The organism is Pseudobdellovibrio exovorus JSS, from assembly GCF_000348725.1.
GTDB classification, from domain to species: domain Bacteria; phylum Bdellovibrionota; class Bdellovibrionia; order Bdellovibrionales; family Bdellovibrionaceae; genus Pseudobdellovibrio; species Pseudobdellovibrio exovorus.
Genome location: NC_020813.1, coordinates 664,801 through 679,880 on the forward strand (window position 1 = coordinate 664,801; position 15,080 = coordinate 679,880).

A 15,080-nucleotide genomic window follows, 5' to 3' on the forward strand; every position below is an offset into this window, starting at 1 on the left:
TAAAAAACACTTAATTTTTAGTCGGAATGAGTGTAGGAAAGGGGCTATGCAAAGCCAAGTAAAAATTATTTGCTGTCTAGCGTTCATAGTGATGCAGCTTTTTTCAGGTATGATCTATGCCAATAATGAAACAAATAATGAAAATAGTGCAAACCAAGTACATGAATCAAAATCGGTTTCGGAACTGAATTGGCAAACATTAAATAGTAAAACAATGGAAATCGGCCCTTATACGTCAGGGCAAGGCGAGGTCTTAACGTCGCCAATCCCGTTTTTTCGCGAGTTGGGCACATACTTTTGGTCTTGGGACCCAAAAGTGGGTTTAAAGCAGGCAAAAGCCACCTATCATAATTCGGAAGAAAAGCTGAAAAAAGAGACAGAGTCCATTTATCTGGAGCCGATGTCGCCCTTAAATGAAATCATGCGAAATTTGTTTGTACAGTTTGATCTTTCCGACACATCACACTTTAGAAAGGTGTGGTTTCGCATCACTCCATTTGTACAATTCCGAGGTCTTTTTGCGGTACATGATTTCACAAAGAAGCGTCCACTGATCATTCTGCGCATGGGAATTCATGGCAACGTCGATGAGGTGATGGCCGAACGATTCTTGATGCGTCTATTATATGAAGAGCTGGATGCCAATGTGTTAGTCTTAGAGAGTTCCACAAGCTCAGGATTTCTTTCTAAAAACAAAGACGTTTCTTTTGGCGGAATAGATGAAGGCCTACAGACTTTTTTGGTTATTAACGAGTTGAAAAAAACAGGCATGATGGACATCGTCCAAAGCTTTCACTTGGTAGGCCTGAGTCTTGGCGGTCATGGAACATTTGTAACAGCATTGTTAGACCAGCATAATGGGCAAAATATTTCATCTATTGTAAACCTGTGCCCCTTGATTAACTTACAGCAGACATTTACTTATCAAACACTGCCCGGTTGGAAGAATGCATTTGCAGATTTTTGGAATGCAGGACGTTTGCAGGTACTACTGAGTTCTTACGCCGCTGAACACAGTGTACAGCAAAGATGGAAGACACTTTTGGATTTCAAACCTCGCTTTACTGTGGCGCTATTAGATCTTCTGAATCGCGAACGTAAACGGCCCTTAATCCCCACGACTGAAATGGAAAGATTAATCCCTTCGTTAAAATGGCCGGAAGGCTTACGCGAACATTTGGAGCAGTCGAATAGCTTTTTTGAATTAAATGATTTTTGGCAGCATTATCAAGGTGTGAAAACACCAATGATGATCTACACCACACCGAATGATGAATTAGTTATTAATACGTTGAATGGTGAGTTGATTTTTAATGGGATACAAGAAGGGGACTTCAGCCATTTGAAGTACACAAGGCTAGAGCGTTCGATTCACTGCGGACTAGCCTCTGTCTATCATTGGGATTACATTGCGAAGCTTTTAAAAGATGGGTTGTATTTGCACTAAATGGCTCTGGTTGAAGTGCACTATAAGTCCGTGAGTTGTTATTCAGCAGGCTTGATGCATATTTCTTTTCGAAACTTTTCATCAATTTCTAATTCAGGAATACGTTTAAATGTCGAAATACGTTTTTTTACGGATTTGTAACCAGCATCATTCTTGTCAGTATTTTTAATCCAGTAGTTCAGGGCTTGCTCATTGGTGTAATGGCAAAACTGCATCAATGACAAGGATGCGATTAAGCCCGAAGCGTGCCATCCGTTCCAACAGTGTCCGTAGATAGGTTTCGTATTCATGTCGACAATGTGTTGATGTATTTTTCTAAGTAACTCGATTTGATTGCTCTCTTTAAAAGCTGTAATTTGTGTGTAGTTAATATTGTTTTTGCTTTTGCTTGCTGTCGTTTCGCAGATCGTATTGGCCTGCATTTGATCCGCATTGTCTGTATAGAAGTAAAACGCAGTTCCAAAGTTTTCTTTGCAGAGGTTTTCTAAGGCCACATTGGGTAGAGGGTTGTTGTTTTTACGTTTCTGTAATTTGTTATAAACATTGTTAGCTCCACCGCGGTAATAGACTCCGTGTAGAACGACACGAAAATTTCTAACACCATAAAGGTCTTGATCTCCATTTCCGCGATTATTCACTTTTTTTGAACTTAGATCATTAAGGCCAAAGTGTTTTTTGTAATAGCGAACAGACTCTACCCAATTTTGATATTTTTCGTCGTTAGGGCTACTGGCAGCATTGGATGTGGCATTAGCAGCGGGGCTATTTTGGCAAGCCATGACGAAAGGAAAAAATAAAGCCATTAGACCTAACTTCAATGAAACTCGGACGTGCATAGTAGCTCCTGTGCTATTAAATGAAGGTGAGTTATAGAATCTGATTTTGCCAGAAAGGGGATTTTTCTGCTAGCTCTTTTACGTAAGGTAAGATGTCGGCTTTAAGATGTTCTGGCAAGGTGTCGAAGTCGCGAATGTGTTCATTTGGAACATAACGGAAGGTGAAATTGATACGTCGGGTTTCGAAGTTTTCTGTATTCAAATCCTTGAATAAGATACCTTTGTCTTCAACCCGTTGAACTCTGTGAAAAAGTTGCTTTTTGAATTTATCACCACCAAAAATTTGTAATGAAGAATCCTCTAGCCACTGTTGTAAGACGACAGAACTTTTTTGCCCTTTGCCATCACTTTTTACAAATTGAAACAGAGCTTTTTCCCCGAACGAGATCGAAGCCACCGGCCCAGGTTCGAAGTCTTTATGTTCTCCGACGCGGGCGCAATCTTTTTTATCGCCCTCGCTGAGTTTGTTCCCATAAAAGTTAATGAGGCAAGTATTCAGATGCCATTTGTCTGGCACATCTTTCGGCGAAAAGTCTCGATGCACGATTTGTTCAATTTCTGAAATTAGTTTTTGCAAAACCGGAGGATAATTTTCTGCTGATACACAGCGGTTTTGTATACCTTGAGGAGGGTGGTAATAATTCAAGCAGGCAAATTGCCAGTTCCCCAGCCAATAAACAGGGCGTAAAAGTTGGCGGTTCGGTTCATTGTTGGGTGGAGGATTTGATTTTGAAAACCGCATTTCCCAGATAGGAAACAGGGTATTTAAATACGTCAAAATCTCGTGTTTCTGAGATTTATTGATATAGTTAGGCCTGTAAATGAGGTTTTGATATTGCGATAAATTTCGCATACAATGACCATGCTATAAGGTAGGTTATCATGTCAAACTCCATTCAAGCGTTGAAGGTTGATTCAGCGGTTAGAAAATCACTCATTGAAAAAGTTACTTTATTCAAAGGCCGTAAAGTCCTTGTTATCGGCGATGTTGGTGTAGATGAATATATCATGGGAGCCGTTAAACGTATTAGCCCAGAAGCTCCAGTTCCCGTTCTTGAAGTAGAAGAAGAAGATAAGCGCCTCGGTCTGGCTGCCAATGTAGCTCAGAATGTCGTGAGTATGGGTGGAGACGTTAAACTTTTATCCGTTGTGGGTATAGACGATGGTGCCGAGATTTTAAAAAATCTTTTACATCAATCCGATGTGAGCCACGAGTATCTGATCTCTGATAAACAACGTCCAACAACACGAAAAACCCGTGTGATGACAGGACAGCATCACTTGGTACGTGTGGACCATGAAGTCAGACGTCAGATTTCGGCGTCCAGTGAACAGCAGCTTTTAGCCTCTGTGGAAAAGAATGTGCAAACAGTGGATGTTGTTGTTTTAGAAGATTACGCTAAAGGGTTGTTGTCACAGCAATTAGTCGAAAAAATTGTAGGTCTATGTCACCAGTATGGAAAAACCGTGATGGTGGATCCACATCAGACTAAATTTGCCGACTTCTACAAAGGGGTCGATTTAATTAAGCCCAATTATAACGAAGCTTTGGCTTTAACAGGTGTGCATGAAGACTCTATTGAAGATCAGCAAGAGCGTGTATTACATGTGGGGCGTGCTCTACAAAAGATGACGGGTGCTAAGCAAGTTGTTTTGACTCAAGGTAAAGATGGGATGACGATCTTTTCACAAAACGATGTCACCCGTGTACCGACATTCGCCAAAAAGGTGTTTGACGTGACGGGTGCAGGTGACACTGTTATCGCGGCTTTAGCCCTTGGGGTGGCGGCAGGATTACCTCTGTCTGAGGCCTGCATGATTGCCAATTTTGCGGCGGGAGTCGTGGTGGGTAAGGTCGGCTGCGTTCCTTGCACAGAGCAAGAACTGGTCAACTCTATAAATACTTTAGGGCAATAGGGGCTATTTCAGCTCCTATTGCTTATTCTGGGCCTTATATTGAGGCTTTTCTTTACTTTTTCCGCGGATTTAACTATAAAACTCCTCGTAATAAATGGGAATTAACCCAACTGCTGTTGTAAGCAGAGCTATCGTCAATTCGGTCCCCGAAAACGATGCAGAGGAGCCATGATGCAGAATCTAGAAAGTAACCCGACTACGGGACGTAGAAATTTTTATTCTTTTACTCTTGAAGGTCTTGAGAGTTTCCTAAAACAATACGGCAAAGAAAAATACAGAGCCCAACAGATTTTTAAATGGGTCTACGAACAGCGCGTGACTGATTTTGATCAGATGTTGAATCTGTCAAAGGATCTGCGCAGCGAACTTAAGAACCTAATCACGTTTGATATGCCACCAATTTTAAAACACTTAGTCAGTGTGGATGGCACGCAGAAGTTTTTATTCGATGTCGGCGATGGCAACTCTATTGAGTCAGTAATTATCCCTTCAGATGATCGTCTGACTTTATGTGTGTCTTCTGAGATTGGCTGTAACATGGCCTGCAAATTCTGTTTTACAGGGAAGCAAAAATTAAAGCGCCGTTTAAGTACAGAAGAAATCGTCGGGCAGTTTATGCAAGTGCAAGACACTTTGGCGAAATCAAATTTAAAAATTTCCAACATTGTTTTCATGGGCATGGGCGAGCCATTAGATAACTGTGAAGCAGTTTTTGGTTCGATAGATGTGATTCACTCTCCGTGGGGTGTGAATTTGTCTCGTAAAAAAATCACAGTGTCGACTTCAGGTCTTATTCCTGAAATGTATCGTGTAGCGGAAGCGAAAGTGCGTTTGGCTGTGAGTTTGAATGGTTACAACGATGAGGTTCGTTCATTGGTGATGCCAATCAATAAAAAATATCCTCTTAAAGATTTGCTAGACGAGTGTCGTCGTTATGCTCGTGCGACTGGCGATAAGATCACTATGGAATATGTTTTGTTAAAGGGTGTTACAGATCAATTGGAGCATGCGCGTGAATTAGTAAAACTTCTGCGGGATGTCCCTTGTAAAATCAATTTGATTCCTTTTAATGAACATCCAGGTTCTGGTTTTGAACGTCCTTCGGACGAAACAGTTCAGGCCTTCCATACAGAGTGTATGCGCCTTGGAGCACAAGTTTTATTAAGACGTACTATGGGACGTGATATTTTTGCAGCCTGTGGGCAATTGACCACGACAGCAAATCGTCCAGAGTCGATGGATATTTCAAACTCAAAAATTGGAGGAACTAATGAGCGCCGTTTTAGTGGTGGGCAGCCTAGCCTATGATTCTGTAAAAACCCCGTCAGGGAAGGCTGAAAAGTCTTTGGGCGGATCAGCTAACTATTTTTCTTTAGCTGCAAGCTTGTTTTCTAGAGTGCGCGTTGTTGGTGTGGTCGGTGAAGACTACTCAGAACAAGATCGTCAAATTCTTCTGAAGCGTGAAGTGGATTTAACAGGATTGCAAACTGTTGCTGGTAAAACGTTTCACTGGGAAGGTACATACGAAAACAATCTGAATGAGGCCGTGACGCTTAAAACAGAACTCAATGTTTTTGCGCAATTCAATCCGACTTTGCCAGAGGACTATCGTGATTCAGCTTATGTCTTTCTAGCGAACATTGATCCGACCTTGCAATTGCAGGTGCTTTCACAAGTGAAGAAGCCTGTGTTCGTGGGTATGGACTCAATGAACTTCTGGATTGGTTCAAAACAATCTGAGCTACGCGAAGTTCTTAAAAAAGTAGACATTGTTTTTATGAACGATGCAGAAGCGAAGATGTTAACGCAAACTTCTAATACGATTACAGCTATTAAAAAAACAGCTGAGTTGGGACCGAAGTATGTCGTGATCAAAAAAGGTGAGTATGGTGCGACTCTGTATTCACAAAAATATGGTTTTTATCAAATCCCAGCTTTGCCTGTTGAAAATGTGGTGGACCCAACAGGGGCCGGCGACAGCTTTGCCGGAGGATTCTTCGGAACTCTTGCGTCCCGTTTGAACGCTGATCAAATCCCAGAATGGAACGATTTGAAAGCGGCGACGTTAGCTGGAACAGTGATGTCGAGTCAGACGATACAGGACTTTAGTATGAAAGCATTGATTAAAGTCGACCAGAATTTATTTGAGGGTCAATTAGTTCAATTAAAGCAGATGATCCACTAGGTTATCTCGAGAGCCTCACCTAGACCTTGGTGGGGCTTAAAAGCTCTTAAATATCTAGAAAGACAGACCTTTTTAATTAAAGTATTCCTGTCTCAAAACCGATATTTCTAGTATGAGCAGCTCTAAATCTAAAACTCCGGCAGAAGAATTAATCGAGTCTTTACTAAAAGACGTCGGTGATGATTTGAGTCTGGAGTCCTCAGATGACTCTTCAGAAAGCATTGATAGTTTAGAGCTGAATACGTCCACAGCCCTTGAAGGCCTTGTGTTGCCTGATATCCCTGAAGAAAATAAATTTGTTCTAGGCTCTGAAGGTGGCGAAGCTAACTATTCAGATACTATCGAAAATGAATTTGAATCGACACGCAATACCAGTCAAGGAACTGTGAACACATTAGATTTATCGTTAGCAGACGACGATTCTGGTGATGCTAATTTATCTGAAGCTCTTGGGCAGTTACTCATGCAGAATAACCCTTCGGAAGACGAAGCGTTGAGCCTTGAGATTCCGGATGCGACCCAAGCACTACCAGATCAAGCTAATGCCATCAGTTTAGAATTAGGGACTCCTGATCAAGCTGAGGGCTTAGGTTCTAGTTTAGACTCTTTAGACTTTCCTTTACCTAATGAAAATATGGCTATTGGCAGAGATGAAAAAACAACTGAGTTCGCTCAGGCTGGTTTTGGCTCTTCTGACTTTGGCGGCATGACATCCAATGATTCTGAAAAAACTGTGGCCGTAGCCGGTTATCAAGTTCGCAGTCCTTCTGATTACGACGATAAAATCAAAGTCAGTGTCGGGCAGAACCGCGCAGCCTCATCGGGATATTCAGCGTGGAACAGCGGTGGCTCTACAGATTCGCACTTAGCACAAGCTGAAAATCTACGTATTGCTCAAGAAAAAATATTAGATTTAGAGCGCGAAAACGAAAAGTTACGTCTACAAAATGAAGAGTTAATGGCCGCATCTGAAATCATTAAAGAGCGTTCTGACTTATTGTCAGGTCAGTTAGCTGAATATAAAAATGATCGCGATGGTTTAGAAGACTCTTTTAAAAATGAAATCGTTTTATTGAAGAATCATTTGGCTCGTAAAGATGCCGAACTTCAAAGAGCACATTTTAAAAATGAAGAATTAGATTCTCGTCTTAAATTTGACATGAAGAAAATTCGTGTACGTGAGCGCGAGTTAGAAAATCGACTTGAGCTAATTCGTGCGGAAAAGAATGCCATTGTTAAAAATAAAGATGAGCAGATCTTAGATCTTAGACGTAAAATGGATGTCTTGCAGATGGAAGTGGAAAGCTATCGTCAGAAATGCGTTGAGCTTAATAAAGCCATTGAGTCGAGCCAAGAGTCATTCAAACGTACAACTCGTGCCTTGCGTTTAGCAATGGCCAATCTGGAATTACAAGAAGAGAACAAAGCTGCATTGAAAAAAGTTGATTGATTATGCCAGAAACCACATCAAATGTGACGACACCACCATCTGCTGCTAAAAAAATCAAACTTGTGCTGAGCGATTTACACTTGGGCAAAGGACGTCAGCTAGAAAATGGCAGTCTAAATTCGTTAGAAGAATTTTATTACGCAGAAAAACTAGTCGAGTTCATTCAGTATTATTCGACGGGTGGATATCGTGACTATGACGTCGAGATCATCATCAATGGTGATTTTCTGAATTTTATTTCTGTGGATTATAAAGGTCATTTTTTAACAGTGGTTACAGAGAGCATCGCGCTTGAAATGTTGAAGTCCGTTATTAAAGGACATTCGCAGGTCTTCAAAGCTATGGGTGAATTCTTATCGCAGCCCAATCGTAAAATCACTTATGTCATTGGTAATCATGATCAGGGTATGATGTTTCAAGCCTGTCGTGATTATTTGGATCAAGTGGTCGGGCATCCGCTGCAATACAAAAATATTATTTACTACTTTGATGGTGTGCATATAGAACATGGACACATGCATGAAGCGGCAAATCGAATGGATCCTAAAAAATTCTTTTTAAAGCAGGGCCTACCGGAGCCCATTTTAAATTTACCATTCGGGTCCCATTTTTTCGTAGAGCTAGTACTCAAGGTTAAAGAAAGATATCCTCACGTAGATAAGGTCAGACCATTCGGACAGATGCTCAAATGGTCTTTATTCAACGAGACCTCTTTGACGCTAAGAGCATTTATTGAGTTATTTAAGTACGTGTATCGCATTCTATTTGCGACAGACGTTCGCTTTCGTTGGTCTTTTAAAAATTTGATAAAAATATTTTTTGAAAGCGCCATCTTTCCAGATTTAAGCACGGCGGCAAAAAGAATTCTGAGTGACCCTAGAGTTCACACAGTGATTTTCGGTCACACACATGTGTATGAATACAGACAGTGGGCCAATCAAAAAGAGTATTTCAATACAGGTACGTGGACTGAATTAACATCTTTGGATGTCGTATCATTGGGCAAAATCACAAAGCTTACTTATGTGTTGCTCGACTATGGAGATCAAGACGCTAGACCTAGGGGTAGGCTGAAAGAGTGGAAGGGTTTCCATCGTATCGAGGAAGACGTAGCAGTTGCGTAGATTATCTTGCTTGTATGAAAAAAATTATTCATACATAATGGTTAATCGAGGATAAATAACAGATGTCAGATACCGCTGATAAAACCAGTATAATTTCAACCGAGACGTTTAAGGGGAAGCTAAAAGCAGCTGATGATGCTCCTCCTGCGGTTGTTGTTTTGGTTGGACCGCAAGGTTATGTCGGTAAGCAATGGTTGATCACAAAAAGTGATATGATCATTGGTCGCTCTGTTGAAGCTGAACTCTACGTTTCTGATGCATCGCTGAGTCGTTCACACGCTCGTTTTGAAGTGGTGGGTAATGACATTTTTATTTTAGATATGGGTTCAACCAATAAAACGATTGTGAATGGTATGCCATTGGCGCCAATGACAAAGCGTAAGTTGGTGAATAATGATCAGATCAAAACGGGAAATGTGATTTTTAAGTTTCTTGAAAAAGGAAATTTGGAATCGATTACCAATCAGCAAGTTTTTGAAAAAGCGCAAAAGGATGCTTTGACAGGAGCTTTCAGTAAAGGTGCTTTACTTGAAAAAGGCCCTGAAGCGGTGAAGCGTGCAGAAGTTTTATCTGAGCCATTGTCTGTTATTACGTTTGATATTGATCACTTTAAAAAGATCAATGATACCTATGGCCATCCCGGCGGGGACTACGTTCTAAAAGAGCTGGGCAGCCTGATGCAATCTAAACTGGTGCGCTCTAATGATTACTTCGCTCGTTATGGTGGGGAAGAGTTCGTTGTTATATTGCAAGCGACACCACTGAAAACGGCTCAAGAAGTGGCGGAAAGAATTCGTCATACCGTGGAAGCCCATCCGTTTTTATTCAATGGACAGCAGATTAAGGTGACGATTTCTATCGGTGTATCTACTGGAGTTGCAGCGGATTCATGGGATAAAATTTACAATCGCGCCGATCAGGCTCTTTATCAAAGTAAACAAAACGGCCGCAATCGCGTGACTGTTTCGGCTTAGTTTATTTTCAAATTTTAAGTTAAATTCTAAATTAAATTTTTAAATCTTTTTTACTTTATGTGGGGCCATTAGGTTCATTTTTGCCTCTATAAATAGTTGTCACATAAGAAAAATTTATAATACCAATAGGTCAATTTTATAAAAACCTAATAAAATCAATACTTTAGTATCTTTTTGGCTCTGACTCGGCGGCATAGGTATTGCTATTATTTATATCGAGTGCTCAGATGCAATAAGGGGGGAACTTAGAGCTCTAAGCATGAAAAAAAGTAAAAAACCTTAACCGAATATGACAGGGGGGCTGTCTAAATGAAAAGAGAAAGCGATCAAGATCTAGTAAAAACAGATATGCAACTGATCGAAGAAGTGCGTAAGGGACAACGCTCATCTTTCTCAGAACTCGTGAAACGACATCAAAGAGGATTACTACGGTTGAGTATGAGATTTATGAAGGACATGGATGCCGCACAGGATGTTGTGCAAGAAGCATTCATCAAATCTTACGAGAAGTTGGCGTTATTTGAGGGCCGTGCTTCATTCAAAAGCTGGTTATATCAAATAGCGGTAAACACGGCACGTAACAAGTTACGAGAAAACAGATATGATTTCTCTAACATTGATGACGTGAACTTAAGTATATCCGCTACGGCAGAGAACTCTCTGGTGCATGCAGCAGTGAGTGAGATCATCCAAAAAGAAGTGGATCGTCTGCCATTCAAACAAAAAACCGCCCTAGTTTTAAGAGTGTACGAGGACATGAGTTTTGCTGAAATCGCAGAAGTCATGGAGTGTCCTTATGACACTGCTAAAGCAAACTACCGCCATGCATTGATGAAGTTAAAAGATGTTTTTGAAAAGCAATCAGAGCTTCGTAAGTGGACAGAGGATGTCGGAGGATTTTTTATGGAGTTGAATACTAAATTTGTGGAGGCTGAATGAAGAAAACAGAGAGCATGAAAGAGATGATTCTGGTTAAGAAGCTAAAAGCTGAAGATTCTATAGAACTACCAATGGATGAGTCGTTCTATAATAATTTGCACGACCGAATCATGTTGTCTGTTGATAATGCTGAAATAAAAAAGCTCAGTCGTCTTTCTAAAACGTGGGTTTTTCTCGAACGTAAGACCTCACACCAGCGTGCTAAATTTAAAAAAGCAGCCAAAGCTGGAGTGAGTGTATTGGTGATTGCAGCGGCTTTCGGGCTGTTGCAGTTAGGATATCAGAGTCAGGTTCAAACGATGAATCTGACTCAAATCAGCAACCAAGAGGGCATTTTGAAAGAGGCGCAAAAAGATCCGGCTAAATGGTCAGAGCTTGCTGCGAGTTATCAAAATGAAGAGGATCTTTTTGCAGAGATGCTCAGTCGGCAGGATCTTTCGACTATAGTCGAGCTTAATAAAGCCTTGTCGTCCTCATTGTAAGTACACGACTCGGAAATGGACGTCCGAAGTCAGCTCGGGCATACTCAATATGTATGTTAAAAAAACGGTTTCTTCTTTCACTTCAACTTTTCCTTATTTTTTCAGTTACCTCGTCAGTAACCCTTGCTAATGAATCTGCAGAACTCAAAAGAAGTTATTTAGAAGACATTTTCATTTGGAAAATGAGCGATGAACTCAAACTAACAGCTAAAGAAGAAAAAGAATTTACTGAAATCAATAAATCTTTAAATAAACGCAAATCAGAGATTAACAAAAAAATTCAAGATTCAGTACAAGCCTTAAAAGAAAATGCAAGCGAAGCTGAATTACGCACGCATTTGAAGTTAATTGAAAGCTACAATCAAATTGCGGTAGACGAATTTAACTCAATCAAAAAATTGCTAGGATCCAAGAAGTTTGTTTCTTACCTTAAAGTGAAGAGTGATTTGACTTCGCGTATTCGTACTATTTTAGCATCAGAGCGTGCATCCGATACAAATCGGAAAGGGGCTGGCGCAGACAATCCAGCCAGCAAGTTGCCTCCACCCAAAATCATTATTGAAAAATCAGAGTAGCTATCTGGTGGTTATTTTGCGGCTTGTGCGCGGTAGTCTTGCGCCCACTTTTCAAACTCAGCCTCTGCGTTATCGGCCTTATTGAGCTCTTCACACTTCTTTAGAAACTGAGGGATGTTCGCTCCGTTATGTTGATAGACAGTTTCAAACATATCTAAGCTTTTCATATAGGTGTTGTATATACTTAAATCGGCGTTATTAAACTGTTTGCCGAAAAGTCGCTCGTATGAGCGTGTGCGAAGTTTAGGTTTTAAATTCTTTTCGAAATTTAGAGCGATTTGATCTAAACGGGATCTGCGAACGGACTCTTGATCCTCTTGGGGCAGCGCTGTGGGATCGAAATTTTCATACCATTTTTTGAGTTGGTCTAACTCGGCCGTGATAAAAGCAGAAAACAGCTCATCATCGTGATTTTCATCTTGAATGCGTTTTAATGTCGGTGAATCTTTGCCTTCTTTTTCTAAGTAGAAAATTTCAGTGCCTTTGTTGGCGACAAAAACAGCAAGCCGCTCGTTAAAATCAATATTATCTTTGATAAATAAAGTCGTATGCACCAATTCATGAATAATGGTGTTTGTCAGAATATGTTCAGGATAATTCAACATAGAAGACAAAAGCGGGTCGGTCATTTTTCCCAGTGTCGAGTAAGCTGAAACACCACGTGTGGTGACATCCAGATTTTTCTTTTCAAGCTCTGTGGCCTCTTCTTTAGCGGCCGCTTCACTGTAAAACCCTTTATAGGGAGCTTTACCAATGATGGGGAAATTCCAAAGATAGGGCTCAAACTTCCACTTTTGCGAAGCGGTCACTGTATAGGTGACGTAGGGGCGTTTAAGATCAACGTATTCAGAATAGTTCTTAGTTTTTTTGAGCTGTAATTTTTCAAAAGCAAAGACACGAACTTCTTGGCTCAGGCGAATTTTATTTTTCTGTTCTTCATTCACACGATCTGATGACAAGATGCTGTCGATGGACTCTTTTGAATTCAGCATACTCAGGTGATTGTAACTGACATGCCATAGGTAGTTCAGTTGACAGGAGCTCAGAATAGTTGCAGTCAAACTCAGTAAGAATATTTTTTTTAAAGGTACCAAGTAAGGCCTGCTTTAAACGAAGTATCGTCAGAGTTCGTTCCATCACTAAGTGGTGTCTTCCAAACATCGTAAGAAAGTTTCACAGAGAATCTTTCTGTTAAAGCCACTTTAAGCCCCACACCATAACTTGGGGCCCAACCCGCAGACTCCGGTATTTCAATCGAGTTAGCATTAACGTATTTGATTGTTTGATTTTTTCTGATGTGGGCGGCTCCGCCTTTGATGTAAGGCTGAACGGCACTGCTTCTGTCTAACATCATCCACATCAGTGAGGCATTGGCGATTTTGCTTCTTTGCTGAACGGTACGTGTAGACGTGATGTCCGATTCTTGGCTTTCATAGAAAGATTCCGTGTAGCTGGTTTCAATGGCCCATTTTTCTAGAAAGTAAAAAGCCACCGAGCCAGATATCGAATCGGTCTGATAAAAGTTGGTTGAATTAAAGGTTTTCTTTGAGTACCCATACGAAACCCCCAATTCTGTTAACAGGGCATGCGATGGAATACTGAACGCAAGGACTAAAAAGTAGGCAGCAATTTTGAGGTAAGCCATGCCCCTATTTTAACTCAATTAGAGCGGTAGGCATCCACATAGACGTTAAATCTATACCTAAGACGAACAAAGCCGTCGGCCTCGACCTTCGCCCGAGGAGGGTTGGGAAAGAACTTTGCATTCTGGAAAGCGTGCACAGTGGCGTCGTCAAAGGGTTTGTAGCCACTGGACTGGCGAATATAAGAAGAATGATATTCTCCTGTAGACGTCAGCCAAACTTCAATTTGTGTGGACCAGGTTTTTCCACTGAGGTTCCGACGTTTGAAGTCAGGATCTAGCCGGTCCCAATAATAACGAACGCGTTCGACCCAACGAACATAAAACAAATCTTCCACGCGACTGTAGAATGAGTAGTAGATGTTGGCGTCTGTATTGAGGTTGGTGGCGTTGGAGTTTTGAATATCACTTGGAAGAAGTGAACTGATAGCTGAAGGTTGACTGACCTGACTGGGAGCCGAGGGAACACGAGGACGTGCGAACTCCGGAAGATCGGAGTCTTCCGCAGGCTTTTGTACTTTTTCTGGTTGTGGCGGAGTGGGAGGAGGTGTTGCAACTGAATTCACTGTTGGGCCAAGGATGTTACTTTTCGTTTCTTTTTCTACTCGCTGAGTTTTTTCGGATTCAAAACGAGCTCGCAGAGTGGGGTCGTTGATTTTCTTCACTGTGGTGTCGAGTTGTTTCACCATTTGGCGCGCTTGTTCCAGTTTATCTTGAAGCGAGGGTTCTGAAGCTGGATCAAGGATCTCAATTTGAGTCAGTTCAGTTGTCGGGTTTTGTTGGTAGAGTTTTTCTGCGAAGTACAGGGCCGAAGTACTCAGCAGAAAATGAAAAATAAAACTGAAAAGCACAAAAAACCCTAATTGTTTCACGCAGTTAATCTAGTATTAAAAACGGGGACTCTCAAGTTGAAAGAGGGGGTGGAGGGCTCAAGTTGAAACACTTTTCTGCCGATAGAGGTATATCTGGGGGTTTTTACATGGGTAAAGTCATTGATTTAAGTACAAGATTTAAAGCAACCGCTACGGCTCAGCCGTCTGCACAGGCTGTAAACGTTGTGGATTACAACGAGCAAAAACAGAAAATCTTGGGCCATGAAAGACGTCAAATTAAAAGAACGATCTTAACTGAGTTTGTAAGTGCTATGGTAGTGGTGCCTGAAAAAGGGCTATTAAAAGTGGCGATTTACGATATTTCAGAGCAGGGTATCTCTTTTGATGTGGAAGCTGAGCAAGGAGCCTTCCAAGCCAACGAAGAAATTTCGATGCGCGTTTACCTGAATCAGAAGACTTATTTTCCTATTGAAGTCCGTGTAAAGCATGTTACCGTTGAGGCTGTAGAAGGTGTCACTCGTCACGGTTCTGTGTTCACGCATCAGCCTGCAAACGATGCTGCGCTACAGTATTTCGTGAAGTTCATCGAAGCTGTAAGCCATGGTTTGAAAAAAGATAATGGCGACCTTATGGTGACTAAAATTTCCTAATTTCTGTCTGAAAAAAATCAAGAAAA

Annotated in this window: 16 protein-coding genes; 11 read left to right on the forward strand and 5 right to left on the reverse strand. The window is 41.1% G+C overall.

The features are described 5' to 3' along the window. The first annotated feature begins 46 nt into the window (after positions 1–46). Positions 47–1,447, forward strand: coding sequence for a hypothetical protein (locus tag A11Q_RS03390; RefSeq protein ID WP_015469386.1), 1,401 nt, complete (start codon positions 47–49; stop codon positions 1,445–1,447). Between the two features lie 38 nt (positions 1,448–1,485). Here A11Q_RS03390 and A11Q_RS03395 read toward each other — a convergent pair whose 3' ends face one another. Both A11Q_RS03395 and A11Q_RS03400 read right to left on the reverse strand, forming a co-directional pair. Then, positions 1,486–2,283, reverse strand: a complete 798-nt coding sequence (locus A11Q_RS03395) for a hypothetical protein (protein ID WP_015469387.1) — start codon at positions 2,281–2,283, stop codon at positions 1,486–1,488. Positions 2,284–2,314: 31 nt separating this feature from the next. Continuing rightward, a complete protein-coding gene (locus tag A11Q_RS03400; RefSeq protein WP_015469388.1) occupies positions 2,315–3,136 on the reverse strand; it encodes an alpha-ketoglutarate-dependent dioxygenase AlkB in 822 nt (273 codons plus the stop codon). Positions 3,137–3,165: 29 nt separating this feature from the next. On the opposite strand from A11Q_RS03400, the gene rfaE1 reads away from it, so the two are divergent. The 9 genes from rfaE1 to A11Q_RS03445 all read left to right on the forward strand — a co-directional run bounded on the left by rfaE1 (position 3,166) and on the right by A11Q_RS03445 (position 11,929). Continuing rightward, entirely contained in the window at positions 3,166–4,200 is a 1,035-nt protein-coding gene (gene rfaE1, locus A11Q_RS03405) for a D-glycero-beta-D-manno-heptose-7-phosphate kinase (RefSeq protein ID WP_015469389.1), read from the forward strand. Between the two features lie 168 nt (positions 4,201–4,368). Beyond that, a complete protein-coding gene (rlmN, locus tag A11Q_RS03410; protein ID WP_148284928.1) occupies positions 4,369–5,508 on the forward strand; it encodes a dual-specificity RNA methyltransferase RlmN in 1,140 nt (379 codons plus the stop codon). Next, positions 5,471–6,385: a PfkB family carbohydrate kinase gene (locus A11Q_RS03415; RefSeq protein ID WP_015469391.1), complete on the forward strand. Its 915-nt coding sequence runs from the start codon at positions 5,471–5,473 to the stop codon at positions 6,383–6,385. Before rlmN ends, A11Q_RS03415 begins: the two co-directional genes overlap by 38 nt. Positions 6,386–6,497: 112 nt before the next feature. After that, complete coding sequence (locus A11Q_RS13365; RefSeq protein ID WP_015469392.1) at positions 6,498–7,835, forward strand: hypothetical protein; 1,338 nt, start codon at positions 6,498–6,500, stop codon at positions 7,833–7,835. A gap of 2 nt (positions 7,836–7,837) precedes the next feature. Beyond that, positions 7,838–8,959: a metallophosphoesterase family protein gene (locus tag A11Q_RS03425; RefSeq protein ID WP_015469393.1), complete on the forward strand. Its 1,122-nt coding sequence runs from the start codon at positions 7,838–7,840 to the stop codon at positions 8,957–8,959. Between the two features lie 62 nt (positions 8,960–9,021). After that, entirely contained in the window at positions 9,022–9,933 is a 912-nt protein-coding gene (locus tag A11Q_RS03430; protein WP_015469394.1) for a diguanylate cyclase, read from the forward strand. Between the two features lie 309 nt (positions 9,934–10,242). Then, positions 10,243–10,872: an RNA polymerase sigma factor gene (locus tag A11Q_RS03435; RefSeq protein ID WP_015469395.1), complete on the forward strand. Its 630-nt coding sequence runs from the start codon at positions 10,243–10,245 to the stop codon at positions 10,870–10,872. Beyond that, complete coding sequence (locus A11Q_RS03440) at positions 10,869–11,354, forward strand: hypothetical protein (RefSeq protein WP_015469396.1); 486 nt, start codon at positions 10,869–10,871, stop codon at positions 11,352–11,354. The genes A11Q_RS03435 and A11Q_RS03440 overlap by 4 nt, the downstream gene beginning before the upstream one ends. 53 nt (positions 11,355–11,407) lie before the next feature. After that, complete coding sequence (locus A11Q_RS03445) at positions 11,408–11,929, forward strand: hypothetical protein (protein ID WP_015469397.1); 522 nt, start codon at positions 11,408–11,410, stop codon at positions 11,927–11,929. 11 nt (positions 11,930–11,940) lie between these two features. Here A11Q_RS03445 and A11Q_RS03450 read toward each other — a convergent pair whose 3' ends face one another. Genes A11Q_RS03450 through A11Q_RS03460 form a run of 3 tightly spaced genes read right to left on the reverse strand, consistent with a single transcriptional unit; the run spans position 11,941 to position 14,422 of the window. After that, on the reverse strand, positions 11,941–13,023 hold the full coding sequence (locus A11Q_RS03450; protein ID WP_015469398.1) for an aminopeptidase: 1,083 nt from the start codon (positions 13,021–13,023) through the stop codon (positions 11,941–11,943). Beyond that, entirely contained in the window at positions 13,011–13,574 is a 564-nt protein-coding gene (locus A11Q_RS03455; protein ID WP_015469399.1) for an outer membrane beta-barrel protein, read from the reverse strand. The genes A11Q_RS03450 and A11Q_RS03455 overlap by 13 nt, the downstream gene beginning before the upstream one ends. Before the next feature lie 14 nt (positions 13,575–13,588). Continuing rightward, entirely contained in the window at positions 13,589–14,422 is an 834-nt protein-coding gene (locus tag A11Q_RS03460; protein WP_015469400.1) for an energy transducer TonB family protein, read from the reverse strand. A gap of 128 nt (positions 14,423–14,550) precedes the next feature. Here A11Q_RS03460 and A11Q_RS03465 point away from each other — a divergent pair, with 128 nt between their 5' ends. Further along, positions 14,551–15,054 carry a PilZ domain-containing protein gene (locus A11Q_RS03465; RefSeq protein WP_015469401.1) on the forward strand — a complete coding sequence of 168 codons (504 nt, stop codon included), beginning with the start codon at positions 14,551–14,553 and terminating at the stop codon, positions 15,052–15,054. Positions 15,055–15,080: the final 26 nt, after the last annotated feature.

Excerpts from the sequence above, each read along its gene's own strand:
- A11Q_RS03455 (WP_015469399.1), bottom strand. The coding sequence starts at position 13,574 with ATGGCTTACCTCAAAATTGCTGCCTACTTTTTAGTCCTTGCGTTCAGT.
- A11Q_RS03440 (WP_015469396.1), top strand. The coding sequence starts at position 10,869 with ATGAAGAAAACAGAGAGCATGAAAGAGATGATTCTGGTTAAGAAGCTA.
- A11Q_RS03425 (WP_015469393.1), top strand. The coding sequence starts at position 7,838 with ATGCCAGAAACCACATCAAATGTGACGACACCACCATCTGCTGCTAAA.
- A11Q_RS03465 (WP_015469401.1), top strand. The coding sequence starts at position 14,551 with ATGGGTAAAGTCATTGATTTAAGTACAAGATTTAAAGCAACCGCTACG.
- A11Q_RS03430 (WP_015469394.1), top strand. The coding sequence starts at position 9,022 with ATGTCAGATACCGCTGATAAAACCAGTATAATTTCAACCGAGACGTTT.
- A11Q_RS03400 (WP_015469388.1), bottom strand. The coding sequence starts at position 3,136 with ATGCGAAATTTATCGCAATATCAAAACCTCATTTACAGGCCTAACTAT.
- A11Q_RS03445 (WP_015469397.1), top strand. The coding sequence starts at position 11,408 with ATGTTAAAAAAACGGTTTCTTCTTTCACTTCAACTTTTCCTTATTTTT.
- A11Q_RS03415 (WP_015469391.1), top strand. The coding sequence starts at position 5,471 with ATGAGCGCCGTTTTAGTGGTGGGCAGCCTAGCCTATGATTCTGTAAAA.
- rfaE1 (WP_015469389.1), top strand. The coding sequence starts at position 3,166 with ATGTCAAACTCCATTCAAGCGTTGAAGGTTGATTCAGCGGTTAGAAAA.
- rlmN (WP_148284928.1), top strand. The coding sequence starts at position 4,369 with ATGATGCAGAATCTAGAAAGTAACCCGACTACGGGACGTAGAAATTTT.
- A11Q_RS03390 (WP_015469386.1), top strand. The coding sequence starts at position 47 with ATGCAAAGCCAAGTAAAAATTATTTGCTGTCTAGCGTTCATAGTGATG.
- A11Q_RS03435 (WP_015469395.1), top strand. The coding sequence starts at position 10,243 with ATGAAAAGAGAAAGCGATCAAGATCTAGTAAAAACAGATATGCAACTG.
- A11Q_RS13365 (WP_015469392.1), top strand. The coding sequence starts at position 6,498 with ATGAGCAGCTCTAAATCTAAAACTCCGGCAGAAGAATTAATCGAGTCT.
- A11Q_RS03395 (WP_015469387.1), bottom strand. The coding sequence starts at position 2,283 with ATGCACGTCCGAGTTTCATTGAAGTTAGGTCTAATGGCTTTATTTTTT.